Annotated in this window: 23 protein-coding genes; 17 read left to right on the top strand and 6 right to left on the bottom strand. The window is 50.7% G+C overall.

The annotated features are described in order from the left end of the window. Positions 1–96: 96 nt before the first annotated feature. From LEUMU_RS0101080 to LEUMU_RS0101070, 3 genes are read right to left on the bottom strand one after another with little or no spacing between them, the layout of a single operon-like run. Entirely contained in the window at positions 97–1,092 is a 996-nt protein-coding gene (locus LEUMU_RS0101080) for an SRPBCC family protein (protein ID WP_022950428.1), read from the bottom strand. A gap of 12 nt (positions 1,093–1,104) precedes the next feature. Continuing rightward, positions 1,105–1,662 (bottom strand): hypothetical protein, encoded by a 558-nt coding sequence (locus LEUMU_RS0101075; RefSeq protein ID WP_022950427.1) that lies wholly within the window; start codon positions 1,660–1,662, stop codon positions 1,105–1,107. 6 nt (positions 1,663–1,668) lie between these two features. Next, positions 1,669–2,202, bottom strand: coding sequence for an NUDIX hydrolase (locus tag LEUMU_RS0101070; RefSeq protein ID WP_022950426.1), 534 nt, complete (start codon positions 2,200–2,202; stop codon positions 1,669–1,671). A gap of 141 nt (positions 2,203–2,343) precedes the next feature. Here LEUMU_RS0101070 and LEUMU_RS0101065 point away from each other — a divergent pair, with 141 nt between their 5' ends. The 16 genes from LEUMU_RS0101065 to LEUMU_RS0100990 all read left to right on the top strand — a co-directional run bounded on the left by LEUMU_RS0101065 (position 2,344) and on the right by LEUMU_RS0100990 (position 20,961). Further along, the gene (locus LEUMU_RS0101065) at positions 2,344–3,594 is read left to right on the top strand and encodes a valine--pyruvate transaminase (RefSeq protein ID WP_022950425.1); all 1,251 of its coding nucleotides are present in this window, start codon (positions 2,344–2,346) and stop codon (positions 3,592–3,594) included. 107 nt (positions 3,595–3,701) lie between these two features. Continuing rightward, positions 3,702–4,799, top strand: coding sequence for a phosphatidate phosphatase App1 family protein (locus tag LEUMU_RS27630; RefSeq protein WP_022950424.1), 1,098 nt, complete (start codon positions 3,702–3,704; stop codon positions 4,797–4,799). A 25-nt stretch (positions 4,800–4,824) separates the two neighbouring features. Next, complete coding sequence (locus tag LEUMU_RS0101055; RefSeq protein ID WP_022950423.1) at positions 4,825–6,141, top strand: MFS transporter; 1,317 nt, start codon at positions 4,825–4,827, stop codon at positions 6,139–6,141. An 89-nt stretch (positions 6,142–6,230) separates the two neighbouring features. Then, entirely contained in the window at positions 6,231–6,614 is a 384-nt protein-coding gene (locus tag LEUMU_RS0101050; RefSeq protein ID WP_022950422.1) for a RidA family protein, read from the top strand. A 19-nt stretch (positions 6,615–6,633) separates the two neighbouring features. Continuing rightward, positions 6,634–7,719, top strand: a complete 1,086-nt coding sequence (gene alr / locus LEUMU_RS0101045) for an alanine racemase (RefSeq protein WP_022950421.1) — start codon at positions 6,634–6,636, stop codon at positions 7,717–7,719. A gap of 169 nt (positions 7,720–7,888) precedes the next feature. Beyond that, positions 7,889–10,456 carry an FAD-dependent oxidoreductase gene (locus LEUMU_RS0101040; RefSeq protein WP_022950420.1) on the top strand — a complete coding sequence of 856 codons (2,568 nt, stop codon included), beginning with the start codon at positions 7,889–7,891 and terminating at the stop codon, positions 10,454–10,456. Positions 10,457–10,702: 246 nt separating this feature from the next. After that, positions 10,703–12,244, top strand: a complete 1,542-nt coding sequence (locus tag LEUMU_RS0101035) for a trimethylamine methyltransferase family protein (RefSeq protein WP_022950419.1) — start codon at positions 10,703–10,705, stop codon at positions 12,242–12,244. Positions 12,245–12,317: 73 nt separating this feature from the next. After that, positions 12,318–13,016 (top strand): corrinoid protein, encoded by a 699-nt coding sequence (locus LEUMU_RS0101030; RefSeq protein ID WP_022950418.1) that lies wholly within the window; start codon positions 12,318–12,320, stop codon positions 13,014–13,016. Continuing rightward, complete coding sequence (locus LEUMU_RS0101025) at positions 12,913–13,644, top strand: DUF1638 domain-containing protein (RefSeq protein ID WP_245570676.1); 732 nt, start codon at positions 12,913–12,915, stop codon at positions 13,642–13,644. Before LEUMU_RS0101030 ends, LEUMU_RS0101025 begins: the two co-directional genes overlap by 104 nt. A gap of 7 nt (positions 13,645–13,651) precedes the next feature. Continuing rightward, positions 13,652–13,963 (top strand): virulence factor, encoded by a 312-nt coding sequence (locus tag LEUMU_RS0101020; protein ID WP_022950416.1) that lies wholly within the window; start codon positions 13,652–13,654, stop codon positions 13,961–13,963. Beyond that, positions 13,963–14,430: a methylenetetrahydrofolate reductase C-terminal domain-containing protein gene (locus tag LEUMU_RS0101015; protein WP_022950415.1), complete on the top strand. Its 468-nt coding sequence runs from the start codon at positions 13,963–13,965 to the stop codon at positions 14,428–14,430. Before LEUMU_RS0101020 ends, LEUMU_RS0101015 begins: the two co-directional genes overlap by 1 nt. A 19-nt stretch (positions 14,431–14,449) precedes the next feature. Then, a complete protein-coding gene (locus LEUMU_RS0101010; protein WP_022950414.1) occupies positions 14,450–15,457 on the top strand; it encodes a methylenetetrahydrofolate reductase in 1,008 nt (335 codons plus the stop codon). Positions 15,458–15,506: 49 nt separating this feature from the next. Further along, positions 15,507–16,406: a methyltetrahydrofolate--corrinoid methyltransferase gene (locus tag LEUMU_RS0101005; protein WP_022950413.1), complete on the top strand. Its 900-nt coding sequence runs from the start codon at positions 15,507–15,509 to the stop codon at positions 16,404–16,406. Positions 16,407–16,432: 26 nt separating this feature from the next. Continuing rightward, positions 16,433–18,466 (top strand): ASKHA domain-containing protein, encoded by a 2,034-nt coding sequence (locus tag LEUMU_RS0101000; protein ID WP_022950412.1) that lies wholly within the window; start codon positions 16,433–16,435, stop codon positions 18,464–18,466. An 8-nt stretch (positions 18,467–18,474) separates the two neighbouring features. Further along, positions 18,475–20,472 carry a hydantoinase/oxoprolinase N-terminal domain-containing protein gene (locus LEUMU_RS0100995; protein ID WP_022950411.1) on the top strand — a complete coding sequence of 666 codons (1,998 nt, stop codon included), beginning with the start codon at positions 18,475–18,477 and terminating at the stop codon, positions 20,470–20,472. A gap of 102 nt (positions 20,473–20,574) precedes the next feature. Continuing rightward, the gene (locus LEUMU_RS0100990; protein WP_022950410.1) at positions 20,575–20,961 is read left to right on the top strand and encodes a DUF3461 family protein; all 387 of its coding nucleotides are present in this window, start codon (positions 20,575–20,577) and stop codon (positions 20,959–20,961) included. Here LEUMU_RS0100990 and LEUMU_RS0100985 read toward each other — a convergent pair. Together LEUMU_RS0100985 and LEUMU_RS0100980 are read right to left on the bottom strand one after the other, a co-directional pair. Further along, on the bottom strand, positions 20,956–21,273 hold the full coding sequence (locus tag LEUMU_RS0100985) for an AzlD domain-containing protein (protein ID WP_022950409.1): 318 nt from the start codon (positions 21,271–21,273) through the stop codon (positions 20,956–20,958). The genes LEUMU_RS0100990 and LEUMU_RS0100985 overlap by 6 nt on opposite strands. Then, a complete protein-coding gene (locus LEUMU_RS0100980; RefSeq protein WP_022950408.1) occupies positions 21,266–22,000 on the bottom strand; it encodes an AzlC family ABC transporter permease in 735 nt (244 codons plus the stop codon). The genes LEUMU_RS0100985 and LEUMU_RS0100980 overlap by 8 nt, the downstream gene beginning before the upstream one ends. A gap of 160 nt (positions 22,001–22,160) precedes the next feature. Here LEUMU_RS0100980 and bmt point away from each other — a divergent pair, with 160 nt between their 5' ends. After that, positions 22,161–23,219: a betaine--homocysteine S-methyltransferase gene (bmt, locus tag LEUMU_RS0100975; RefSeq protein ID WP_022950407.1), complete on the top strand. Its 1,059-nt coding sequence runs from the start codon at positions 22,161–22,163 to the stop codon at positions 23,217–23,219. Between the two features lie 167 nt (positions 23,220–23,386). On the opposite strand, the gene betA is transcribed toward bmt, so the two are convergent. Beyond that, entirely contained in the window at positions 23,387–25,000 is a 1,614-nt protein-coding gene (betA, locus tag LEUMU_RS24050; protein ID WP_022950406.1) for a choline dehydrogenase, read from the bottom strand. Between the last annotated feature and the right edge of the window lie 63 nt (positions 25,001–25,063).

Raw genomic sequence — 25,063 nt, 5'->3', positions numbered from 1 at the left:
GATACTTCGGACAATAACATTAGAGACTGATTTATTGCTACCTTGTGAGCCTAAAATGCACTAAATACACACTTAAATTGCAGAGTGAATAAACACCTACTTCAACGGCAAATCAATATAAGTCACCACGTCCAAGCCATTGTTGGTCTCGGGATCACTCGCATAGCGTTCCACCATTGGCTTGGTCATATCAATCTTGCGCTTAAACATCCGTGCATGGCCAAACGCACTGTGCCAAGCCTTCTCCAAATTCGAATACTCACCCTTAGCTGTTGTGCGCAAATAACTCTGCCCAAACAGCGCGCCACTAATAAAGCCATCAACCGATTGCGCCTCCACCACAGGAACGGCAATATCACAAATCACCTTGCCTGTTTTCATTTCAAAGGTGTGATAAATCGCCATTGGCGTACCGGCAATTTGCATACCGTTCTCATCAATCACCGCTTTAACTTCAGGAAAGCCTTCACGCATCGCAGCGGGTAAGTCTTTCACACTGCCCACAAAGTGCTTGGCAATATAATCCTCTGGCTCACTGGTGATCTGTCCGGTAAATTCAATACTCATCGGGTCCGACATATCACCCGCGACCATTGCTAAGCGCGATAAACCAATCTCAAAATCCTTACCCACCCACTGGTCCATCATGTTACTCATCCAGCGGAAAAAGAATGGCATTTTCCCACGCATACCCCACGTGACTTCCGTGGAATCACCGACGGTATTAAAACGCCAGTACACATGGTTGCGGGATTTCATGGGCTTGGTGAAGTGGAGCTCTTGCTCAATGGCTTCATTCACAGTCAGACTGGTATGCGTCATTTTCCCCGCGCCGATATACTTGCCTTCCCAGGAATACCAACCACCCGATTTGTCAGTGATATCACCGTATTTCAGGGTCGCATCCGGCTCATGCATTAGCCATGGGCTCCAGCCATTCCACTGCTTGAGATCTGCAACGATCGGGTAAATTTCTTCAGGTTTCAGCTGCACCACACGGCGGCGAACAACTTCAAAATTACCCGGCTGCATCGCCAACCAGATAACAATTGCGACCAGAATGGCGACAATCACCCACAAAACAATACCCATTACATCTCTCCGTTAGCGATTTTTTAAACGAACCTTTATCACATCCATCAATACATCAAAATCAAAACGCCGTGCTGCTTGTATGCGCTGTTCGTATTGTGCAAAGTCCGCCTCAAACACCGCCAGATTATCGACCGCTTTTTGCTTTTCCTCAGCATCAAGGTGCAAATGATCGGTTCGTAGCTTCGCGACAAAGCCAGCGTAAGCCGGCAAGCTGGTGTTATAAAACGTGCGGATTTTTTCAGCTTTAGGCAGATCATTCACGCTAATATTTAAAATAGCCTGCATCGCGCTATTTAAAGGGCGTAGCGACGCTTGCCACTCAGCAGGCAGCAGCTCGGTATCTTGCTCAATCGTCTCCGACTGCTGGTGCGCTTGTTGGATAAACTCCGGAAGCGACTTGAGTTGCTCGCGTCGCTTCCAGCGTTGTTGTTGCTCAGAAACGGTTTCAACCCCTTTATCCCAAGCGCCACCAATGCCTCGCTTTACTTTGCGATAAGCCATATACACCACGCCAATTAAAATCAGCAGGGCCACCAGAATCATCAAAAACAAGGTCAGGCGTAACATAAGCGATTACCAGCGTTCAATATCCAAATTATAGACCGGGAATTTACCAGTTTTGCGATCTTCAAAATAACGCTCCAGCGTCATCCTCACCGCGCGAAAGGCAATATCATCCCAAGGAATTTCATCTTCGCGAAACAGCTTTACTTCAAGGCTTTCAATACCCGCCGCAAACTTGTCATCCACCAACTCACCGCGCATTAACACATGAACCTGATTGACACTTGGCACGCTGATCACGGTGTACAGCTCAAGATCAGTCACCTCTGCCAATGCTTCTTCCTGCGTTTCACGGGCAGCGGCTTCAGTCAGGGTTTCGTCGTTTTCCATAAAGCCCGCTGGCAAGGTCCAGTAACCATAGCGCGGCTCAATGGCACGCTTGCACAGCAACACCCGATCACCACTGACCGGTAGACTGCCTGCCACCACCTTAGGGTTTTCATAATGAATCGTATCGCAGTGCTCGCAAACATCACGTAGCCGGTTGTCGCCTTCAGGGATTTGCTTAGTTACCTTCTGCCCGCACTCGCTGCAAAAATTCATGGATGGTCCTTTTAGTATCGAAGTTTTCGATCATTGTAATGATTAAACCTTAGCACTGCCAATGCCCGTTTATAGGTTCTTCCCATGGTGCAGCGCAATATGAGACCATAGCACCTTGAAAATACACAGCGGCAGGACCTCATGAAATTATCAGCCTTCGGCGACAAGTTTGCCTCAGAGTCAGGCATTGTAGACCTCATGGACGACTTGAGCAGTGCGCTCAACGATAATCCGGATATGCTCTTTTTAGGTGGTGGCAACCCGGGACGCATTCCGGAAATGGAAGCCGTCTTCCAGCAGCGCATGGCCGATATCGCTGCCGACCCGCAACTGCTGCACAGCATGCTGGGTATTTATCAGTCCACCAAAGGTGAGACCGAGTTCCGTCAAAATGTTGCAGGTTTACTGCGAAAAGAGTTCGGTTGGGACCTCAGCGAGCGCAATATTGCGATTTCCAACGGCAGTCAGGCAGCCTTCTTCATTCTGTTTAATCTCTTCGGCGGCCCTTGCAAAGATGGCGAACAGCGCACCATCCACTTACCAATGGCCCCAGAATATATTGGCTACAGCGATGTGGGGATTCATGAGAATTTGTTCAGCGCCACGCGCCCTGAGATCGAGCATTTGGATGATCACCTGTTCAAATACCGCGTGGATTTCTCGCAGCTCAATTTAAATCATGCTGGTGCACTGTGCGTGTCGCGCCCAACCAATCCAACCGGCAATGTGCTCACCGACAACGAAATCAAGCATTTAGATGCGGTCGCTAAAGCCGAAGGTATTCCCTTTATTTTAGATGGCGCATACGGCTTACCGTTCCCCGGTATTATTTTTAATGACGCCAAGCCTCACTGGAATGACAACACGATTTTAGTGCTCAGCCTATCCAAACTTGGCCTGCCGGGTGTACGTACCGGTATCATCGTGGCGAATGAGGAAGTGATCGAGGCCTACAGCAATGCCAGTACCATCGCCAACTTAGCTTGCTGCAACTTAGGCCCATCCCTTTCCAAAGAATGGTTCCGCACTGGCGAAATTCTGACTCTCAGCAAGCAATATGTAGAGCCGTATTATCGCGAGAGTGCCGACTTTGCGGTGAATGCTTTCCGCAATTCGCTAGGCGACCTGCCCTATTACATCCATAAACCAGAAGGCGCGATCTTCCTATGGTTATGGTTTGAAGGCTTGCCGATTACCTCGCAAGAGCTTTACCAACGCTTAAAAGCGCGTGGCGTATTGGTCATCCCCGGACACAACTTCTTCCCCGGCATTGAGCCCGGCTGGCGACATACGCAGGAATGTATCCGCGTCTCCTATGCGCAACCGGAGTCTGTGGTGCGCGACGGCATTGCCATCATCGCCGAAGAAGTCGCCAAAGCTTACGAGGAATAAACCCTACGCCAGTGGCTGCGCTTTCGATGGCGCAGCCACTGTGCGAAGATAGGCGCTAATACATTCTTAATGGCTACGCAGTCTTAACCCTTTTGTGAGAGACGAACATGAGCTCAACCCTGACGGAAAAATTAACGCGCCTAAAATATTGGGTCTTCCTTGCGCCACTCTGGCTGAGCCACGGCTCGCCGCTAAAATTGGATGAAGAGCTGATCTTCTTTCCCACCAGCGCCACGCAGAACGAAGATGGCAGCTGGGAAGTGCCGGTACACGCTTGGTTTTTTGAGCTGGACACCAATAGCCTGATTCGTTTGCTGAATGTCAAAGCCGTATCTGAGTTGCTGGAGTTTATGGATGTCACCGAGCAGCAAGCCAAGCTGCCGATATTCCAGGAACGTATCAAATGGTTTTTGCTGGATAATGAAAGTAACAAGCGCGTTAATTTGCGACTGGGCGATGAGCTATTGACCTCACCGCGCACCGGTCTAAACGGCCACACTCAATATGAAGTCCCGTTCAAAGGTGAAGTCGCCGCGGGCGAATGGCTAACCTTGCCAGTACAAGCCCCCGATGGCGATAACCGCGTATTCAGCGCCGAAGCACAGATGATTCCACGCAAAGGCTTATCGGTAATTTCCGACATTGATGACACCATCAAAACCAGCAATGTGTCGGATAAAAAGAAACTGGTCCAGAATATATTCTTTCACGAATACACCGCCACCAAAGGCATGCCAGCGTTTTATCAGTGGCTAGAAAATGAAGGGGCGTATTTCCATTATTTGTCCTCTTCACCTTGGCAAATGTATCCGCTGCTACAGCCATTTATCGACACGCATTACCCGAAAGGCGCGATGCATCTGCGCAATTTCAACCCGACCGATCGCAGCTTTATCAAGTTTTTCCTGTCATCCGAGGTGTATAAAACCACCAAGGCGATGAATATTATCCATCGTTATCCGGAGCATCAATTCATTTTGATTGGAGACAGCAGTGAAAAAGATCCTGAAGTGTATGCGCGCATTTATCGCGAATTCCCCCACAATATCAAACAGATCCTGATTCGGGCGGTCGATGATTCGAACTTGCATCACTCGCGCTTTACAGAAGTGTTCAAAGAAGTGCCGGCGGATAAGTGGAAAGTTTTCTCTGAGCCATCACATTCGTTGGTGGATTTATCACCCGAGCCCGCTTTAGAATCCTGAGCGACACTAACGCTAGGAGAAGCACGTGCGCAAAACACTAATAAATACCTGGGCACTGTTTCTAGGCATGGGATTGATCATGTTGGGCAATGGCCTTCAAGGCACATTGCTCGGCATCCGCGCCACCATCGAGGGCTTTGATACCAGCATCACTGGATTGGTGATGTCGGGTTATTTCATCGGTTTAATCGCGGGTTGTTATGCCGTTCCTCGCCTAATTGCCAAAGTCGGCCATGTGCGTGTATTTGGCGCACTGGCCTCACTGGCGTCCACTTCTATTTTGATTCATGGCGTCTGGGTTGATCCGTTTTTGTGGTGGGCAATGCGCTTAGTCACCGGATTTTCCTACGCCGGTTTATACATCGTGACCGAAAGCTGGCTAAACGATGCCGCCGACAACGATTCGCGCGGCCAAATGCTCAGTATTTATATGATCATTTCGCTAGGTGGCATGGCCGGCGGCCAGTTCCTACTAAACCTAGCCTCACCTGAGCAGATTGAGCTATTTATTCTGTCATCTTTAATGATCAGCTTGGCGGTAGTGCCGATTCTGGTTTCGGCCAATAGCGGCCCGACGCTCACCTCGGCTGAGTCTGTGAGTATTTTTCAGCTCTATAAAATCTCACCACTTGGCGTATTTGGAATGTTTGCCTCCGGTGTGTGCATGGGGGCCTTCTTTGGAATGGGTGCGGTGTATACCACCAACCTCGGTTTCTCAGTTAAAGATGTCGCGCTATTTATGAGCTCGATAATTATCGGCGGCTTCTTAAGTCAGTACCCACTAGGTTGGCTATCGGACCGCTATGGTCGTCGTAGCGTTATTTTAACCACCTGCGCAATCGGTGGTGCGTTAGCGCTTTATGCCGCCGCGAATCCAGACCAAGGTGTGATGTTCTTTGTGATGGCACTGTTTATTGGCGGCATGATTATGCCCCTGTATGCTTTGTGTGGCGCGCATGTGAATGACTACCTATCGCCAATTCAAATGGTCGCGGCCAGTGGCACCTTAGTATTAGTAAATGCAATTGGTGCGACCATGGGCTCACCCATTGCGGCCTTTGCGATGGATATATTCGGACCCTCCGCATTTTACAGTACCATTGCGGTAATGATGGGGACGGTGGTGACCTTTACGCTCTGGCGCTCAACTCGCCGTGCAGACCACACCGAAGAGGAACGTGGCGATTTCGTAGTCATGGCCTCTACCCCGCTAAGTGCCTCCCTAAATTCAGATATTGAAATGGACGTCATTGAAGAAGCTGCCTCAGAAGATCGCGAAGATATTCAGGCGAGCTTTGAAGAATTGGCCATTGAGCTGGCCCAACCAGATGATAAACACTGACCCCATAATCAAGGCGTGACCCCATTGCTTTTGCGGAAACGCCTGTATTATGCTCGAAGCATTCATTAACCCTTACGCAGGAAGTTGTCATGACTGAAAGAACCATTGTTTCAACGGAAAACGCTCCATCAGCAATCGGCCCCTACTCACAAGCTGTCACGGTCGGTAACACCACTTACCTGTCTGGCCAGATTCCGTTAAACCCTGAGACGATGAAAGTAGAAACCACCGACTTTGCAGAGCAAGCCGATCAGGTGTTTCGCAATATTAAAGCCGTTACAGAAGCGGCTGGCGGTTCAGTAAAAGACATCGTAAAGCTGAATATTTACCTGACTGACCTTAATAACTTCGCGATGGTTAACGAAGTGATGGTGCGTTACTTTGAAGCCCCATTCCCGGCCCGTGCAGCGATTGGCGTTGCGGCACTGCCACTAGGCGTACAAGTCGAGGTTGAGGGAGTGATGGTTGTCTAGTTAGCAACCTATTTAGCTTATGAGACCAGCACACGCCATTATTGACCTCGATGCCATTCGGCATAATTATCGCCAATCGAAAGTATTGGCGCCGTCTGCCAAAGCGATCGCCATTATCAAAGCCAATGCTTACGGCCACGGTGCCGTCGCCGTTGCCAAAGCCCTCAGCCCGGAAGCCGACGCTTATGGTGTCGCCTGTCTTGAGGAAGCGATGGAGTTACGCGACTCTGGAATCACTAATCCCGTCTTATTATTAGAAGGGATTTTTGAACCGGATGAGTTACAACAAGTCGATCAACACGACCTTTACATGGCCGTCGCAACCGAGCGTCAATTAGGCTGGTTGCTGGAGGCTAAACTCAGCAAAAAGGTGCATATCTTCCTGAAAATGGATAGCGGCATGCACCGCTTAGGTTTTTCACCGGCAGACTATCCTGCGGTGTATGCCCGCTTAGCCGCTTGCCCGCATGTCGGACAAGTCACGCTAATGAGCCACTTCTCGCGCGCCGATGAACCCGACCAGCCAACCACCGAACGCCAGTTAGAACGCATCAGTCAGGTGAATAACAGCTTAGGCTTAAACTGTAGCTTGGCTAACTCAGCCGGCACACTGGCCTGGCCCGCTGCAGCCAATCAAGCTTATGTGCGCCCCGGTATTATGCTGTATGGCGCATCGCCCCTGATGGCACCGGATGATCCAAGCCATGCCTTACTCAAACCGGCCATGTCGCTACGCTCTGAGATTTTCTCGGTAAGAGAGCTAGCTGCTGGCGAGCCCATTGGCTATGGCGAGAACTTTATTTGTGATCGCCCTACCCGCGTCGGTGTTGTGGCAATCGGTTATGCCGATGGTTATTCACGCCATGCTCAGGATGGCACACCAGTCTCGGTCAACGGCAAACCCAGCCGAATTATCGGGCGCGTATCCATGGATATGCTCACCGTTGACCTCACTGATTTGCCGGATGCTAAAGAAGGTGACCCTGTAGAATTATGGGGTAAGGAAGTGGATGTCAATCTTGTGGCAACGCATAGCCGCACCATTTCCTACACGCTGTTCACCAGCATTACCCGCCGTGTGCCCTTACGCTATATTAATCAATAATCTAGCTGCACTTTATAGGCCCTGCCGATGCGCCAAAATGGACGTTATCGGCAGGTGTGGCAAAACTTAGCTGCAGCCTACGTTTTTTTTGTTTGACCAAAAATCACCTCGCCGATAAATTCGGTTCGCATGTTCCCCTTGAAATGTTCGGTCTGGAGTTAAGTTTAAAATGGCAAAGTTCCCTGCTAAAGCAAAAGTAGTCATCATCGGTTTGGGTGGTATTGTCGGGTCATCCGTTGCACACCATCTTATCGAGCGTGGCTGGGATGATATCGTCGGCATTGATAAGTCCGCGATCCCTACTGATATCGGTTCGACCGCACATGCATCTGATTTCGTTTACAACACGATGCACGATCAAATGACCATGTTCACCACCCAATACAGCATCGACTTCTTTGACAAGATGGGCCACTATGCCCGTGTCGGAGGCCTTGAAGTCGCTCGTGTTGGCGATGATGAGCGCATGCTTGAACTCAAGCGCCGAGTGACGTCTGGTAAAGCCTTAGGCAACCGCGTTGAAATGATCTCAACTGCCGAAGCCAAAGCAAAATTCCCACTACTTGAAGAAGATATGATTCAAGGTGCCTTATGGGACCCGGATGCAGGTTTGGTTGTCCCTCGCTCTCAAACCGTTGCGGGCGAATTGGTCGAAATGGGCGTTGAAACCGGCAAGCTACAAGCCTTTGCTAACACCTCCTGTACTGGCCTGAAAATCGAAGACGGTCGCATTAAAGGCGTTGAAACCGAACGCGGTTATATCGAAGCCGATTACGTGGTTGTCTGTGCTGGCCTTTGGGGCCGTTTGATCGCTGAAATGGCGGGTGAAGATTTACCCATCATGCCGGTTGATCACCCACTAACCTTCTTCAAGCCTTTTGAAGAGTTTGCAGGCACGGGCAAAGACATCGGTTATCCACTGCTACGCGACCAAGGTAACTCCGCTTACTTGCGTGATACCGGAGACCCAAAAACCGCTGAAGGTGGCCAGATTGAGTGGGGCTACTACGAAGAAAAAGCGCCTCGTATGTGCCACCCTCGCGACATTTTAGAAAAGCAGGAAGCCCGCCTGTCTCCTTCACAGCGCGATTTAGATATCGAAGAAGTGATGGAGCCATTAGAGCGAGCCATTGAGCTGACGCCGATTTTGGGCGAGCTGGGCTACGATGAGAAATACTCATTCAACGGCCTATTACAAGTGACTGCCGATGGTGGCCCATCCATTGGTGAGTCTGCCAATGTGCGTGGCCTGTGGTATGCCGAATCCGTTTGGGTCAAAGATGGACCAGGTACCGGTAAAATTCTGGCTGACTGGATGACTGACGGTTACACCCATATCGACCACGCGCGTATCGACGTGGCACGCTATTACCCATTCCAATGTGAAGAGCAATACATCGCCGACCGTTGCTATGAATCGGCTTTCAAAATCTACAACCCGCCAGTGCATAACCGCGAGCCATACACCGCGGCGCGTGATCACTACAAGAGCCCATTCTGGGAGCGTGAAAAAGAGCTGGGCGGTTACTTTATGGAAGCTGCTGGTTGGGAGCGTGCACACGGCTATGCCGCCAATGAGCACCTCTTAGAAAAATGGGGTGATAAAGTCCCGGTTCGTGAAAACGAATGGGAAAACCGTCACTTCTGGCGCGTCTCCAATGCTGAGCATTTGGAAATGTCTGAGAATGTGGGCATGGTCAACCTCAGCCACTTTGCGATCTATGACGTGAGCGGCGAAGGAGCAGCTGATCTAATGGAATTCCTTTGCGTAGCCAAAGTGGCTGGCGATACGCCGATTGGCAAAGGGGTTTACACGCACTTCCTAGATAAAGTCGCCGGTGTCCGTGCCGATTTAACCGTACTGCGTTTAGGTGAAAACCACTTCCGCGTGATTGATGGTGGTGATGCGGGTAACCGTGACTTCGTTTGGATGAAGCGCAATGCCGAAGACTACGGCTATGATCAAGTACTGGTCGAGGATTTATCAACCGAGTTTGGTTGCTTAGGCCTTTGGGGACCGAATGCGCGCACCACCCTGTCTAAATTGATCGCCAACCCAGACGATATCAGCAATGAGAACTTCCCATTTGCGGGGCTTCGTACGCTGGAAATCGCAGGCAAAAAAGTCACCGCTTTCCGCATCTCGTATGTCGGTGAGCAAGGCTGGGAGCTGCACTTCAAACTGGAAGATGGCTTAGCCGTTTGGGATGCTTTGTTTGCAGAAGGCGTGTTGCCAGTGGGTGTTGAAACTTACGCCAACAGTCGTCGTTTGGAAAAGAGCTTACGCCTACAAAACGCTGACTTACTGACTGAGTACAACCTGTTAGAAGTCGACTTAGCACGTAAAGTGGTTAAAGCCGCTGACTTTATTGGTAAAGAAGCCTACCTGAAGATTCGTGAGCGTGAGCACCAGCCTGCCTACCTCTGTACGCTGACCGTGAATGATAATGTCGACTCGCATGGCGTTGCACGCTTCCCATTTGGCGCTTGCCCGATTTTGGACCCTGAAACGGGCGAAACACTGATCGACGCTAAAGGTCGTCGCTCATACACCACCAGTATCGCCTTTGGCCCAAGCATTGGAAAAAATATTGCACTGGCATTCCTGCCTTATGAATATTGCCAGGTTGGTCGCGTATTGGATATGGAATATCAGGGTGAGATCTATAAAGTCACGTTAGATGCAGTTGGTTACGGCCCGCTGTACGACCCTGAAAACATCAAACCACGTTCTTAATCTAATCATCGATTAATCGACGTTTAACAGGAGGGTGTTGGGTCCAACCAACACCCTCCTTTGGTGCCAGATACATCAAAAATAACAGCTCCAACCACTCGCCCCGCACAACTCCTCGCTTGTCTGCTCAGCACACGCCAAAATTTATACTCAGATATTGTTTTTTTTGCTTGCTCAGATCTGGCACAACGCTGCAAAATCAAATTGGTGGAAATTTAAAACCTTATGGATTGTGGAGCTAACTGCATGAGTGAAAGACGAACCAGAGGCGGCGGTGGCGGTCGTAGTGGAAAGCGCGCAGCGCGCAAGATTTCCCAGACCCATCGGTCAGCTTACATCGAGCGTAACATTCCTTATTATGAAGTGCTGGATGAGTCTGGACTCGCACAGATAGAATACAATGCGGATACCGTACTGGAAGAAATCGGTATTGAGTTCCGCGATGATCCTGAAGCCCTGCAAATCCTTAAAGATGCCGGTGCTGATGTTAAGGGCGAACTCGTCCGCTTCCCTCGTGGCATGTGCCGCGCCATTATTCAGGCCAGCGCGCCAAAAGAATTTACCCAACACGCCCGCAACCCTGAAAACACCACCATTATCGGCGGCAAACGCACCGTACTAGTTCCAGCTTATGGCTCGCCATTTGTTCGCGACCTGGATAAAGGTCGTCGTTATGCCACCATCGAAGACTTCCGTAATTTTGTAAAACTGGCCTACATGTCACCGGGTATGCATCACTCCGGCGGCACCATCTGTGAGCCGGTTGATTTACCGGTTAACAAGCGCCACTTCGATATGATCTACAGTCATATCAAATACAGCGACAAGCCGTTTATGGGCTCGGTCACTGCACCAGAGCGCGCGCAAGACACGGTCGACATGTGCAAAATCGTGTTTGGTGATGAGTTCGTTGATAACAACGCTGTCACTGCCAGCCTGATTAATGCCAACTCGCCAATGACTTTTGATGACACCATGCTCGGTGCTGCCAAGGTATATGCGCGTCATAATCAAGCAACGGTCATTTCGCCCTTTATTCTGGCCGGTGCTATGTCACCCGTCACAGTAGCCGGTACTGCCACGCAGATTCTGGCAGAAGCCTTAGCGGGTATGGCCTTTGTGCAGCTGGTTAATCCGGGTGCGCCAGTGGTATTTGGTACCTTTGCTGCAGCCGTTTCTATGCAATCCGGTGCGCCAACCTTTGGTACGCCAGAGCCAAGTTTAATTCTGTATGTTGCCGCTGCACTGGCGCGTCGTTTAGGCGTCCCGTTCCGCAGTGGTGGTGGCTTATGTGCCTCTAAAGTACCTGATGCGCAAGCAGCTTATGAAGCGGCGAATACCCTGCAAACAGCGGCACTGGCAGGCGTGAACTTCATGCTGCATACCGCAGGCTGGCTGGAAGGCGGCTTGGTGATGAGCTATGAAAAATTCATTATGGATGTTGATCAGGCCAATATGATGTCGGTGCTACTTAAAGGCGTCGATATGAGTGAAAATGGTCAGGCGATGGATGCTTTGCGCGAAGTCGGCCCCGGCAATCATTTCCTTGGCGCAGCGCACACTCAAGCCAATTTCGAAACCGCGTTTTACCGCTCCAATATTGCTGATAACAACAGTTTCGAGCAGTGGTCGGAAGATGGCGAGTTAGATGCCGCTCAACGCGCCAATAAAATATTCAAAACCATGCTGGCGGAGTACGAGCCACCGGCCATGGACCCAGCGATTGACGAAGCCCTACTGGACTTTATCGCTCGCCGTAAAAACGCTTTCCCGGATAAAGAGTATTAACCGCAGGATGCTGCCGGTTTGGCCCTGAGCCAACCGCTTCACAACAATAACACTGTTTTAAGAGGTACTTTTGATGACTGATGAATACGATGATGACGAGATCATCTTATCCGAGCTTGCCGATGACGAGTTAGTTGAGCAAATGCACGACGATTTGTACGACGGTATGAAAGAAGAAATTATTGAAGGCACTAACATCCTGCTGGAACGTGGTTGGTCTCCTGAGAAAGTACTGGCCGAAGCACTGGTTGGCGGCATGACGATTGTCGGTATCGACTTCCGCGATGGTATTTTGTTTGTACCGGAAGTACTACTAGCGGCTAATGCAATGAAAGGTGGCATGTCCATTCTGCGCCCGCTACTGGCTGAAACCGGCGCGAAGCCAATTGGTAAAATGGTGATTGGCACCGTGAAAGGCGACATTCATGACATCGGTAAAAACCTGGTCGGAATGATGCTGGAAGGCGCTGGCTTTGAAGTCATCGATATCGGCATTAATAACTCGGTTGATGAGTACTTTGCAGCACTAGAAGAGCACAAGCCGGATGTACTGGGCATGTCTGCCCTGCTGACGACTACCATGCCTTATATGAAAGTGGTTGTGGATGCGATGGTCGAGCGCGGTATTCGTGATGACTACATCATCTTAGTGGGTGGCGCGCCACTGAATGAAGAGTTCGGTTTGGCCGTTGGCGCAACCGCTTATTGCCGTGATGCAGCCACTGCCGCCAGTATGGCCGTTGAGCTGGTCGCGGAAAAATACGCAGCCTGACGCCATGACTGCGCCGTCACTTGTTATCGCGTGCGGCGCACTGGCCAGAGAAATTCAACAGCTTAAAGTGCTGAATGACTGGCAACACCTCCGCATTCAATGTTTGGATGCGGAGTTACACAACCGACCGGAGCGCATTGCCGGAAAGTTGCGGGAAAAGCTTGAGGAGCTTCATGCGCAATACCAGAATATTTTTATCGCCTATGCCGACTGTGGCAGTGGTGGTGATATTGATAAGGTGATTGCCGAGTTCTCCAGCGAAGCCCATCCGATTGAACGACTGCCCGGCGCTCATTGCTATGCCTTTTTTGCCGGACTTGAACAGTTTGATGAGTTAGCCGAGCAGGCGATCGGCTCGTTTTATTTAACTGATTTTTTGGCCCAGCACTTTCAGCGCCTGATCGTGAAAGGCCTGAAATTAGACCAGCATCCGGAGCTGCTGCCGATGATGTTTGGTCATTACACCCGAGTGGTTTACCTCTCACAAACGCACAATCCAACATTGCTGCTAGCAGCGCAGCAAGCCGCCGAATATCTCGGCCTCGATTTTGAACACCAACATACCGGCTATGGTTTGCTGGAAAGCGGGCTTCAGACCCAAGTTATCAACTTCCAATCCAGAGGGTAGCAGCAACATGCCTGATAAAATTATCGTTTACTGGAGGGATATCCCCTCGCAGGTAATTATCAAACGTGGCCGCAATAAGGGAAAGATGGTGCTAAGCCAACGCTTCCAAGTCGCCATTGATGATGCCGCCATGCGCTCTGGAAAAGCCGGAACGGATGACTATGTTGAGGAGTGGAGACGCGTCAGCGAGCCTTGCGATAATGCGGATGACATTCAGGCACAAGCCGCTAGCGAAGCAGAGTTACTGGAGACGGCCTACCCCGATGAGCGCTTAAAAAGTCTGGTCGCCGCTGGCGGGCTAGACGAGGAGAGCGCCTGATGTACCGACTTCGCCGCTGGTCTGCCAAGCACTCAAACACCCTGCATCATATTTACAGTGGTGTTGAAAACAGTCTGTTAAAAGCCGCTCCCTTGCTGGAAAAAATTGGCTATGAGCGACTGGAAAAACCGTTTATGGCGGTTGAAAAAGCCACCAAAGGTTTGCTGTTTGATTCACAATCCTGCGGCCAGTGCACACTGGGTTCCACGGGTATGTCCTGCCCCATGAATTGCCCGAAAACCATTCGCAATGGACCTTGTGGCGGCGTGCGCCCTAATGGCAAATGTGAAGTCAAACCCGATATGGATTGCGTGTGGGTGGTGGCTTGGGAAGGCACCAAAAATATGAAGCAAACGGAGCAGGCGATTCAGATTATTCAGCCTGCACTGGATGCCCGCAAAAAAGGCACCTCTGCCTGGCTACGTGAAGTACGCCAGAAACGTCAGCAAGCCCGCTCTAATTCCTGAGTCCTAACGAGACGACGCCATGTTTTTTGATGACGAAACCAATCCCGGTGAAAACCTTAAGGTACTACCCGGACACACCTCACCCGGCCGCTTTGAGCGGGTATTGCGCGCGGGACACTTTGCCGTCACCGCAGAAATAGCCCCACCGGACTCTGCCGACCCCAATGAAGTGTATGAGCGCGCCGAAGTATTTGATGGCTATGTCGATGCAATCAATGCCACCGACGGCTCAGGCGCTAACTGCCATATGTCTAGCGTGGCCATGTGTGCCCTACTCGCTCACAACGGTTACTCAATGGTGATGCAAGTCTCTTGCCGCGATCGTAACCGCATTGCGATTCAGGGTGATGTACTTGGCGCTTCGGCGATGGGCGTGGCGAACATCATGTGTTTGAGTGGCGATGGCGTGCAATCTGGCGATCACCCTGAAGCAAAACCCGTATTTGATTTGGACTGCATGTCAGCCTTATCCATGGTGCGCGGCATGCGTGATGAGGGTCGCTTTTTAAGTGGCCGCAAGCTCAGCAAAGCGCCGGAAGTCTTTCTGGGTGCAGCGGCTAATCCTTTCGCACCACCCTTTGACTACCGCCCTCACCGCCTTGCTAAAAAAGTAGCGGCCGGCGCTCAGTTTGTGCAAACCCAATACTGCTTTGATATTGAAATGATGCGCAATTATATGGATCAGGTAGTGGATATGGGACTGCACGAAAAAGTCTTTATTTTACCCGGTGTCGGCCCGCTAGCTTCTGCTCGCGCGGCGGAGTGGATTCGTAGCAATGTTGCCGGCGTGCATATTCCGGATGCCATTATCAAACGACTGGCTGGTGCTGAAAACCAAAAACAGGAAGGCATCAATATTTGTACCGACATGGTCAATGCCATTAAAGAAATGCCCGGCGTACATGGCGTACACATTATGGCCTATCGCATGGAATATGCCGTGGCTGAAATCGTGCAGAACTCGGGTGTACTCGGTGATCGCATCCCTTGGTTCCCCGGACGCGAAGCGGCAATTACTCAGGCATAAACCCTCATTTATTTAGCCGCAATAGACGGCCCCTTGGAGAGACATCATCATGACAACCACCATCATCACATCGCCAACTAAAGAAGTAAAAATCGGTTTCGATCATCCCTTTGTGATCATTGGTGAGCGCATTAATCCGACCGGTCGTAAAATCCTCGCGGAAGAAATGAAAGTCGGGGATTACAGCCGTGTGGAAGCAGATGCCTTGGCACAAATTGCCGCCGGTGCGCACATGTTGGATATTAATGCGGGGATTCCACTGGCGGATGAACCACGCATTCTCGCAGAAGTGATTCAATTAGTGCAGTCGCTGACTGACACACCTCTGTGTATTGACTCTTCGATTATTGATGCGCTGGAGGCGGGTTTGGCGGTGTATCAAGGCCGTGCGCTGGTGAACTCGGTAACCGGTGAAGATGAGTCACTAGATCGCGTATTGCCTCTGGTCGCAAAATACAATGCCTCGGTAGTGGCCATCTCAAACGATGAGACCGGCATAAGCGAAGATCCGAATGTGCGATTTGAAGTGGCGAAGAAAATCGTTGAGCGTGCAGCGGATTATGGCATCTCCCACGACCGTGTTGTGGTTGACCCCTTAGTGATGCCAATTGGTGCGATCAATACCGCCGGAAAGCAAGTCATGGCGCTGGTTTCACGCCTACGTAATGAGCTAAAAGTGAATACCACTTGCGGGGCTTCTAATGTAAGCTTCGGCCTCCCAAATCGCAACGGCGTTAACAGTGCCTTTTTGAGCATGGCAATGGGTGCGGGCATGACCTCCGCGATTACCAGCCCGCTGCATCCTGAAGTCATTCAGGCAGTACTCGGTGGCGATGTGATGATGGGTAATGATCCGGATTGTGCCAACTGGATTCGCAAATACCGTCAGGCACCAGCAGAAGGCGCGCGCGGTACTCGTACCTCTGGCAACCGTCGTCGCCGTTCATAACAATAATTTTTTGAGGAGCTATCCCATTGACTAACAAAACCGCCAAAGTTGTGTTTATGCCCTCTGGGCGTCGTGGGAAATTCCCCTTAGGCACACCGTTATTACAAATCGCTCAGAGCTTGGGCGTTGATATTGATTCTGTCTGTGGTGGTCGTGGGATTTGCGGCCGCTGTCAGGTCGAGTGCATGGAAGGCAACTTTCAGAAGCACCAAATCGTCTCCAGCATTTCACATCTGAACCCTTTGTCTGAAGCTGAGAAAAAGTACTCGGCTAAGCGCAAAGTGCTGGCAGAAAACCGCCGCTTAAGTTGCCACACCTTGCTGGAAGGCGATGTCATCATTGATGTGCCGCCGGAAAGTCAGGTACACAAACAGGTCGTACGCAAAGATGCGGACCTGCGCGATATCACCCTCGACAGCACCATTCAACTTCATTACATCGACGTAGAAGAAGCCGACATGCATAAGCCAAGCGGTGATATGCAACGGGTTTGCGATGCGCTGGAACGCGAATGGGGTTTGGTCGATCTGGAATATGACTTAAGCCTGCTGCAAACCCTGCAACCGGTACTGCGCTCTGGCGAATGGAAAGTCACCGCCGCGGTATATGACGGTCGCCGAATTGTCTCACTGTGGCCGGGCTTTAAAGAGAAAGCCTATGGTCTCGCCATTGATGTGGGCTCTACCACCGTAGCAGCACATTTGTGTGATTTGCACAGTGGCGAGGTTATACAGTCCGGTAGTTTGATGAATCCCCAAATTCGCTTTGGTGAAGACCTCATGAGCCGCGTCTCCTATGTGATGATGCATCCTGAAGGTGCGGGTGAAATGACCCACGCCATTCGCGACGGTTTAAATAAGCTGATTGCTGAGATTGTTGAAAACGCGGATATTGCGCTGGATGAAGTCATGGAGTTGGTGATGGTGGCCAATCCCATTATGCATCACATTCTGCTGGGAATTGATCCGGTAGAACTCGGTGGCGCGCCCTTTGCACTGGCGACCGATGAAGCCATTCGCACCCGCGCCAAAGACATGGATATCAAAATTAATGCCGGTGGCATGATCTATATTCTGCCCTGCATCGCCGGGCATGTGGGTGCCGATGCGGCGGGTATGGTGCTTTCTGAAGAGCCACAGCTACAAGATGAAATTACCTTGCTGGTGGATGTGGGCACCAATGCAGAAATCGTTCTCGGTAATAAAGATCGCCTAATGGCCTGCTCAAGCCCCACCGGCCCTGCCTTTGAAGGCGCACAAATCAGCTGCGGCCAACGTGCGGCACCCGGCGCGATTGAGCGAGTTCGTATTGACCCTATTACCAAAGAGCCCCGCTTTCGCGTGATTGGCTCCGAACTTTGGTCAAATGAAGATGGCTTTCAGGACGAAATTAAGAAGATTGGCGTGAATGGCATTTGTGGCTCCGGCATTATTGAAGTCATCGCCGAAATGTATCTGGCGGGCATTATCAGCAAAGATGGCGTGGTGGATGGCGATTTAGCGGCAGTCAGTTCACGGATTATTCCTAATGAGCGCACTTGGTCTTATGTGCTTTATGACGATGGTTCGGGCCGCCCTGATCGGGTGATTTCAGTTTCGCAAAATGATGTACGCCAGATTCAGTTGGGTAAAGCCGCGCTGTATGCTGGTGTGCGCTTATTAATGGATAAATTAGGCGTCACCCAAATCGAGCGCATTCGATTAGCCGGAGCCTTCGGAAGTCATATTGATGTAAAACATGCGATGGTATTGGGACTGATTCCAGACTGCCCATTGGAGCAAGTGGCGTCGGCGGGAAATGCTGCCGGAACTGGTGCGCGCATTGCCCTGTTGAATAAAGAATCCCGCTATATTATTGAGCGCGTGGTTCGCAGTATTGAGAAAATTGAAACCGCCGTAGAAACTAAGTTTCAGGAGTATTTTGTGGGTGCGATGGCATTCCCGCATGACACTGACCCTTTCCCGAATTTGTTTTCCGTGGTCGCTAAGCCGCCCGAAAAAGCCGGGGGCAATCGCAATGAAGATGGTGATGGCCGCCGACGCCGTCGTCGCAGAGGTTAAGTCGCAGCATGAATAGCTACAATATCGGAATCGACACTGGCGGCACTTATACCGACGCGGTGATTATCGACAATCAAAGCCGTAAACTGGTGGCCTCTGCCAAAGCGCTAACCACCCGTGGCGACTTATCCATTGGCGTAATTGAAGCGCTGGATAAGGTAATGCAGCAAGCCAGTGACGAGGTCTCAGCAGACTCTATTTCTCTAGTCTCACTCTCAACCACACTGGCGACCAATGCATTGGTGGAAGGCCAAGGCTCGCGCATTGGTGTATTGCTGATTGGCTTTGATGATGTGATGTTAGAGCGCAGTAATCTGGAGTCGGCGATTCCCTCTGCGTTGGTCACTCGGGTGGCTGGTGGCCATAGTTATGATGGTAGCGAAGCAACGATGTTGGATGAAGCAGCGATTCGTAACATGCTGGGGGAGAATGCTGGCAAGGTCGGTGCTTATGCCGTGGCTTCGCATTATTCTGTGCGCAACCCTGAACATGAGCGACGGGCGCAGGCCTTAATCCATGAGATTTCAGGCTGTCCGGTGACGGCTTCTTGTGATTTATCCGAAGCGCTAAATGGCCCGCGCCGCGCACTCACCGCTGCCTTTAATGCTCGTATTATTGCTTTGATTGTGGCGCTGGTTGATGCGGTTCGTGATGCTTTGGCGAATCACGCGATTACCGCCCCACTAATGATTGTAAAAGGTGATGGCTCGATTGCCAGCGCTGAAACAGTGATTGAGCGCCCAATTGAAACCATTCTCTCCGGCCCGGCCGCCAGCGTGATTGGCGCTAATTTCTTATCGGGTGAAAGCGACTTTATTATCTCAGATATTGGCGGCACCACTACCGATGTAGCGATTGTTAAAAACGGCTGGCCAGACCTCAATGAAGCCGGCTCTATGATTGGTGGCTTTCGCACCATGGTAAAAGCCATTGATATGCAAACCATTGGCTTAGGTGGCGATAGCGCGATTGAAATTGATCACCGTGGTCGTATTACCTTGCAGGCTAATCGCGTGGTGCCATTAGCGCTGCTAGGTTCGCGCTGGCCATCCGTGATCAAAGACATGAAACAAAGCCTCAGCCAAGGCATGGGCCTTGGCATGGCAACGATGTTTTTAGTGCGCCCCGATGGCTATGACCGCCACCCGCTACCGGAAGATCTTAGCGAAGCGGACTGCGAGTTCTTATCACTCATTATGGATCAGCCCGTGCGCTGGTCAAAATTGGTGAATCGGGTGTCTGACCGCAATCGGGTGACGCGTTTGGTGGACCGTGGCCTGCTGCAAGTCGGTGGCTTTACCCCCAGCGATGCAGCGCATGTGCTCGACCGGCAGTCCCAATGGTCGCGCGAAGCTGCTGAATTAGTCTGCCTGATGGTTGGCCGTTCCCACGGAAAAATAACCTATAACGATGCCAATATGGATCAGGAATGCCGCGCCTTTGCGCAGGAAATTTATGATGCCATGGTCGCTAAAAGTACCCATTTATTACTAGAGCGATTAGCCGGTCACAGCTTCGCGCCAACTGACCCGATCATTAGCAGTATTTGTCAGGGTAGTTTGCAATTAGGTGATCTGAATTTATCGCTGACACCTTCTATTCCATTAGTGGCCGTGGGTGGGCCAGCGCAGGTTTTTTACGGCACGGTTGGAGAGCGATTGGGAATTACTCCCATTATTCCGACCGGAAGCGAGGTGGCTAATGCCATTGGTGCGGCGATTGGGGTGGTGAAAGTACACACCGTTATTGAGATCAGTTCAGCGGTACAAGGTGGCTACCATTTACATCAGGATGGCGAGCCCATTCATGTGATTAATCCCGCTGAAGCCATTACTCAGGCTCGGGAACTGGCTACTCAAAGTGCGCTGAAAAAAGCCGCCGCGATGCAAACTAAACACCCGAAAGTCGAGATACACGTTGAGCGTTTGGATATTCCAAATATGCAGGGCGATACGGGCTTGATTTCAGCGACAATCACCGCAGAATGTTTAGCGGCGCCGCTATAGTTTTGGTATGCGCTTGTGCAGTAGAGTACTAACATTGCCTCTAAATTTGACCTACAATATGGTATAGATTGTTACTTAACTAAAACAAATCAGGACTAAAACATGAGTGATTACCCAACGTTGGCGGAAATGGACGTCAAACGTACAGACCAAATTAAACACTACACGCTACATCAGGAAGGCAATGATGGCGATGTACTAAAGATTTTTTATGAGCGCCAAAAAGGCTCTTTCTTGCCGGACCGCAAAACATTCCGTTTTGGCCGTTCTGCTAAGATGGTTTCTACGGGCGACATCCATCAGCCAACGCGCGAAATCCATGAGATTTCACCGTTTCTGAGCCGAGCAGTTTCTGAGCTGGATGAGTTAATTGCTAAGCGTGGATCTATCGTTGACCAGAAGCAGCACATCCTTGAGCGCATGTCTCAGATCGAGCAGGAAATTAAATCTGCACACGAAGAAATTCGTAGCCTGCTACACAAGCTATAAGATAAAACGACACAGAGAAAACGTAACCAGTCCGACGACAATCGTCAGCATAAGGTGACGGGTTTTCAGTGCCGTTAAAAAGGCCAGCACGGACGCAATCAGATAAGGATTCTCCGTGCTGATCATTACACTCCCATCCCGCACCAAACTCACCTGCACAATAATCGCCGTCAATACGGCAATCGGTACAAATTCCAGCGCCTGCGCCAATAATGGCGGAATATGCACCTTACCCGCTAATGCCAATGGCAAATAACGCGGCAAGAATGTCAGCGCCGTCATCCCAACAATTAACCACCAATAATCACTCATGACTTGCCCTCGCCTGTTCACATGCCTGTTGTCGTTTTAATACTAGAATGCCCACCGCAATGGCCAGCAATGAGGAAAACAGCAAGCCACTTTGATGCGGCCAATCATAAGTCAGCAAGATACTCACGGCAGCGGTTGCTGCACAAGCCCAATGCGCCAAGTGTTGCAGTGCAGGAACCACAATCCCGATAAAGGCAACCACCATCGCAATATCCAATCCCCATTGCGTCATATCTGGCACGCTCTCGCCAACCATTACACCTATCCAGGTACACAGCTGCCAGTTGAGATACATCGTCAGTGCAGAGCCAATGTAGTAGGTGTAAAAGCCGGTGCCGGAGTCTTGCTTGGCCCGCAGGCGATTGGCCACTACTGCGTAGGTTTCATCGGTCAGCCAAAAGGCCATCGGCACTCGCAGCAAGGCAGGAACCTGCTTGGCCGCTTGCATTAAACTGGCGGAATACAACATGTGGCGCAGATTGACGATAAACACCGTCATCGCAATCACTGGAAAGGCGGCTGCACTGGCCAGCAAAGTGACGGCAATAAATTGCGAAGAGCCCGCAAACACAAATAAGGACATGCCCAGCGCTTCCCATTGCGTTAAGCCCGCCGCCTGTGCCATTGCGCCATACACAATTCCAAACGGAATCGCCGCGACAATCAGTGGCAACGTATCCCTAGCGCCTTGTAGAAATAAGCCCCAGTCTACGCGTTGTGTTGCCATGTTATTTCCCCGGTTAATTTTACGACGGCCTAGAGTATCCCGAACGCGATGATGGGTCACGTGATAAATAAAACGCAGTCTGACCTCTAAAAATTGCGCCTTGTTAGCACGCTGACAACCCGCTAAAGTGCTGCAAAATACTATTTTTCAGGATCTGAATATGACTAACTGCCTTCGTGACTTATTAAAAATGCGTCCTTATTTATTGGCCGATGGTGCAACTGGCACCAATCTGTTCGCGATGGGCCTGCAAACCGGTGACTCACCGGAGTTGTGGAACGTTGATCATCCGGATCGCATTGCGGCCAATTATGTGAGCTTTATCGAAGCAGGCTCTGATATTGTGCTAACCAATACCTTTGGTGGCACCACCTTTCGCTTAAAGCTGCACGATGCGCAAGACCGCGTAACCGAGCTGAATGAAGCAGGCGCACGCATTGCCCGTGAATGTGCTGATGCCACCACTGAACGCAAGATTTTAGTGGCCGGCTCAATGGGGCCGACTGGCGAGCTAATGGAGCCAATGGGCGCACTGACCATGGAATCTGCGACCGCCGCTTTTGCTGAACAAGCTCAGGCACTGGCAGCCGGTGGTGCAGATATTTTGTGGATTGAAACCATGTCGTCACTGGAAGAAGTGCAAGCAGCCTTAGCTGGCGCTGCAACGACTGACCTGCCGACAGTGTGCACCGTGAGCTTTGATATTAACGGCCGCTCGATGATGGGTGTTACACCGGCTGATTTGGTGAACCTGTATGAGCACTCCGAGCACCCGCCAACGGCGTGTGGCTCTAACTGCGGTGTCGGTGCTTCTGAGCTGGTCGTTGCTATTTTGAATATGGGCAACGCTTCGGACAATGAAGAGAATATCTATGTGGCTAAGGCCAACTGCGGTATTCCGGAGTATGTCGAAGGTAAGATTCATTACAACGGCACGCCTGAAATCATGGCCGATTATGTGCGTATGGCAATTGATGCGGGTGCTCGGATTATTGGCGGCTGCTGTGGTACGACACCAGAGCATATTCGTGCGATGCGTGAAGCACTGGATGAGCACATTAAGGGTGAAAAGCCGACAGTGGCTGAAGTTGAAGCGCGGCTGGGTGAGGTTTCAGTTGGCGCTAAAGCGCAGAATCGAGGTGAGATGAGTGTGATGGAGGGCGCGATTTCGGGTGGTGATGGTGCGCCACGTGAGTCGCGTCGTCGTAAACGTGATTGATCTTTAGCATTCAGCTATTAAATGGCTAATCAGGCGCGGCAGTTTAATGACTGCCGCGCCTTTATTTTGTGTGCTGCTTTATTTAAGGCCAGATAAGCGACTCAATTCTAAAAGCGACCGCCCAATACAGCGTACCGAGCTTGAGTAGTCGCTATGCACTTTGGAGCTTATAGCGCTTCCAACATCCCCTTACCCTTAATCAAATCCGCCGCTCTTTCAGCCAACATAATCGTAGGCCCATTCAAATTCCCATTTGGAATCGTCGGGAAAATCGAAGAGTCCACAACCCGTAACCCTTCAATCCCACGCACCCGGGTTTCAGGATCAACCACAGCCATATCATCTGTACCCATCTTACAGCTGCACGATGGATGATAAGCACTCTCCACCGCCTGACGTACAAAGGCATCAATCTCCTCATCAGTCTGCACCGCTTCACCCGGCTGAATCTCGCCATCGCGGTATTCATCAAAGGCTGGTTGCTCAATAATTTCACGAGTCAATCGCACACACTGGCGGAAGGCTTCAATATCTTCCGGCGTTTGCAGGTAGTTAAACTGAATCTCCGGCTTCTCGCTAAAGTCAGCAGACTTAACCCGAACAGAGCCCCTACTAAAAGGCTTGTTATGACCAACATGCACCTGAAAGCCATGACCATCAAATGCCGCATTACCATCATAACGCATGGCCGCTGGCAGGAAATGGTACTGCAGATCAGGGAAAGCTACTTTGTCATTTGAGCGAATAAACGCGCAAGACTCAAAGTGATTGGTCGCGCCCAGCCCTGTTTTAAACAGAATCCAACGCATACCAATCAGCGCTTTGCTAAATAGATTCAACTTGCCATTTAGTGTAATTGCTTGCTTACATTTGTACTGGAAATAGAACTCCAAATGATCTTGCAGGTTTTCACCCACACCAGGCAGATCATGTTTTACTTCAATGCCTGCTTTTTTCAGAACATCTGCTGGCCCAATGCCAGAGACTTGTAGTAACTGTGGCGAACCAATCGGCCCTGCACTTACAATCACGTCACGCTTGGCTTTAACCTGCTTAATCGTGCCGCCCTGCTCATATTCAATACCAACGGCTTTTTTGCCTTCCAGCAAAATACGGCGGCTCAGCGCATGGGTTTCTACCGTCAAATTCGGGCGGCTCATGGCAGGCTTCAAATAAGCATTTGCCGTTGACCAACGAACGCCGTTTTTCACCGTCATGTGCATCGGGCCAAAGCCTTCCTGACTTTCACCGTTGTAGTCTTCGGCTTTCATGTAGCCCGCCTGCTGGCCAGCTTTCACAAAGGTATCGTATAGCGGGTTTTGGCGATTATTACCGTTATTGACCGCTAGCGGGCCGCCAGTTCCACGAAAATCATCGGCACCAAAGGCCCAATCTTCCATCTTTTTAAAATACGGCAGGCAATCTTTATAGCCCCAGTTAGTGGCTCCGTGCGCTTCCCACTCATCAAAGTCGCCTGCATTTCCGCGCACAAACACCATGCCATTAATGGAGGAAGAACCACCCAGCACTTTACCGCGCGGACAATGCATTAAGCGATTATCCAAATTAGGCTCAGGCTGTGACTCGTACTGCCAGTTGTATTTTTTGGTATTCATCGGGATGGATAAGGCGGTCGGCATCTGGATGAAAATACTGCGGTCGCTGCCACCGTACTCCAATAACAGCACAGACACATTCGCATCTTCCGTCAGGCGATTGGCCAAGACACAACCTGCCGAACCAGCACCCACAATCACGTAATCATATTCTTTAGTTTGCATCTAACACACGCCTCCACTGGCTGGCTTTTTAATTGTCGAAATTGTACCTCATTTTATATTGAA

Source organism: Leucothrix mucor DSM 2157 (assembly GCF_000419525.1).
Classification (GTDB): domain Bacteria; phylum Pseudomonadota; class Gammaproteobacteria; order Thiotrichales; family Thiotrichaceae; genus Leucothrix; species Leucothrix mucor.
The sequence above is the reverse complement of the archived record's forward strand: the minus strand, read 5'-3'. Positions and strand labels throughout refer to the sequence as shown.

What these genes read in the sequence shown, in the direction of transcription:
- LEUMU_RS0100980 (WP_022950408.1), bottom strand. Translation starts at nt 22,000, where the DNA reads ATGGCAACACAACGCGTAGACTGGGGCTTATTTCTACAAGGCGCTAGG.
- LEUMU_RS0101010 (WP_022950414.1), top strand. Translation starts at nt 14,450, where the DNA reads ATGTTTTTTGATGACGAAACCAATCCCGGTGAAAACCTTAAGGTACTA.
- LEUMU_RS0101005 (WP_022950413.1), top strand. Translation starts at nt 15,507, where the DNA reads ATGACAACCACCATCATCACATCGCCAACTAAAGAAGTAAAAATCGGT.
- LEUMU_RS0101050 (WP_022950422.1), top strand. Translation starts at nt 6,231, where the DNA reads ATGACTGAAAGAACCATTGTTTCAACGGAAAACGCTCCATCAGCAATC.
- LEUMU_RS27630 (WP_022950424.1), top strand. Translation starts at nt 3,702, where the DNA reads ATGAGCTCAACCCTGACGGAAAAATTAACGCGCCTAAAATATTGGGTC.
- LEUMU_RS0101070 (WP_022950426.1), bottom strand. Translation starts at nt 2,202, where the DNA reads ATGAATTTTTGCAGCGAGTGCGGGCAGAAGGTAACTAAGCAAATCCCT.
- LEUMU_RS0101030 (WP_022950418.1), top strand. Translation starts at nt 12,318, where the DNA reads ATGACTGATGAATACGATGATGACGAGATCATCTTATCCGAGCTTGCC.
- LEUMU_RS0101025 (WP_245570676.1), top strand. Translation starts at nt 12,913, where the DNA reads ATGAAGAGTTCGGTTTGGCCGTTGGCGCAACCGCTTATTGCCGTGATG.
- LEUMU_RS0101035 (WP_022950419.1), top strand. Translation starts at nt 10,703, where the DNA reads ATGAGTGAAAGACGAACCAGAGGCGGCGGTGGCGGTCGTAGTGGAAAG.
- bmt (WP_022950407.1), top strand. Translation starts at nt 22,161, where the DNA reads ATGACTAACTGCCTTCGTGACTTATTAAAAATGCGTCCTTATTTATTG.
- LEUMU_RS0101080 (WP_022950428.1), bottom strand. Translation starts at nt 1,092, where the DNA reads ATGGGTATTGTTTTGTGGGTGATTGTCGCCATTCTGGTCGCAATTGTT.
- LEUMU_RS0101040 (WP_022950420.1), top strand. Translation starts at nt 7,889, where the DNA reads ATGGCAAAGTTCCCTGCTAAAGCAAAAGTAGTCATCATCGGTTTGGGT.
- LEUMU_RS0101015 (WP_022950415.1), top strand. Translation starts at nt 13,963, where the DNA reads ATGTACCGACTTCGCCGCTGGTCTGCCAAGCACTCAAACACCCTGCAT.
- alr (WP_022950421.1), top strand. Translation starts at nt 6,634, where the DNA reads ATGAGACCAGCACACGCCATTATTGACCTCGATGCCATTCGGCATAAT.
- LEUMU_RS0100985 (WP_022950409.1), bottom strand. Translation starts at nt 21,273, where the DNA reads ATGAGTGATTATTGGTGGTTAATTGTTGGGATGACGGCGCTGACATTC.
- LEUMU_RS0100995 (WP_022950411.1), top strand. Translation starts at nt 18,475, where the DNA reads ATGAATAGCTACAATATCGGAATCGACACTGGCGGCACTTATACCGAC.
- LEUMU_RS0100990 (WP_022950410.1), top strand. Translation starts at nt 20,575, where the DNA reads ATGAGTGATTACCCAACGTTGGCGGAAATGGACGTCAAACGTACAGAC.
- LEUMU_RS0101065 (WP_022950425.1), top strand. Translation starts at nt 2,344, where the DNA reads ATGAAATTATCAGCCTTCGGCGACAAGTTTGCCTCAGAGTCAGGCATT.
- betA (WP_022950406.1), bottom strand. Translation starts at nt 25,000, where the DNA reads ATGCAAACTAAAGAATATGATTACGTGATTGTGGGTGCTGGTTCGGCA.
- LEUMU_RS0101020 (WP_022950416.1), top strand. Translation starts at nt 13,652, where the DNA reads ATGCCTGATAAAATTATCGTTTACTGGAGGGATATCCCCTCGCAGGTA.
- LEUMU_RS0101075 (WP_022950427.1), bottom strand. Translation starts at nt 1,662, where the DNA reads ATGTTACGCCTGACCTTGTTTTTGATGATTCTGGTGGCCCTGCTGATT.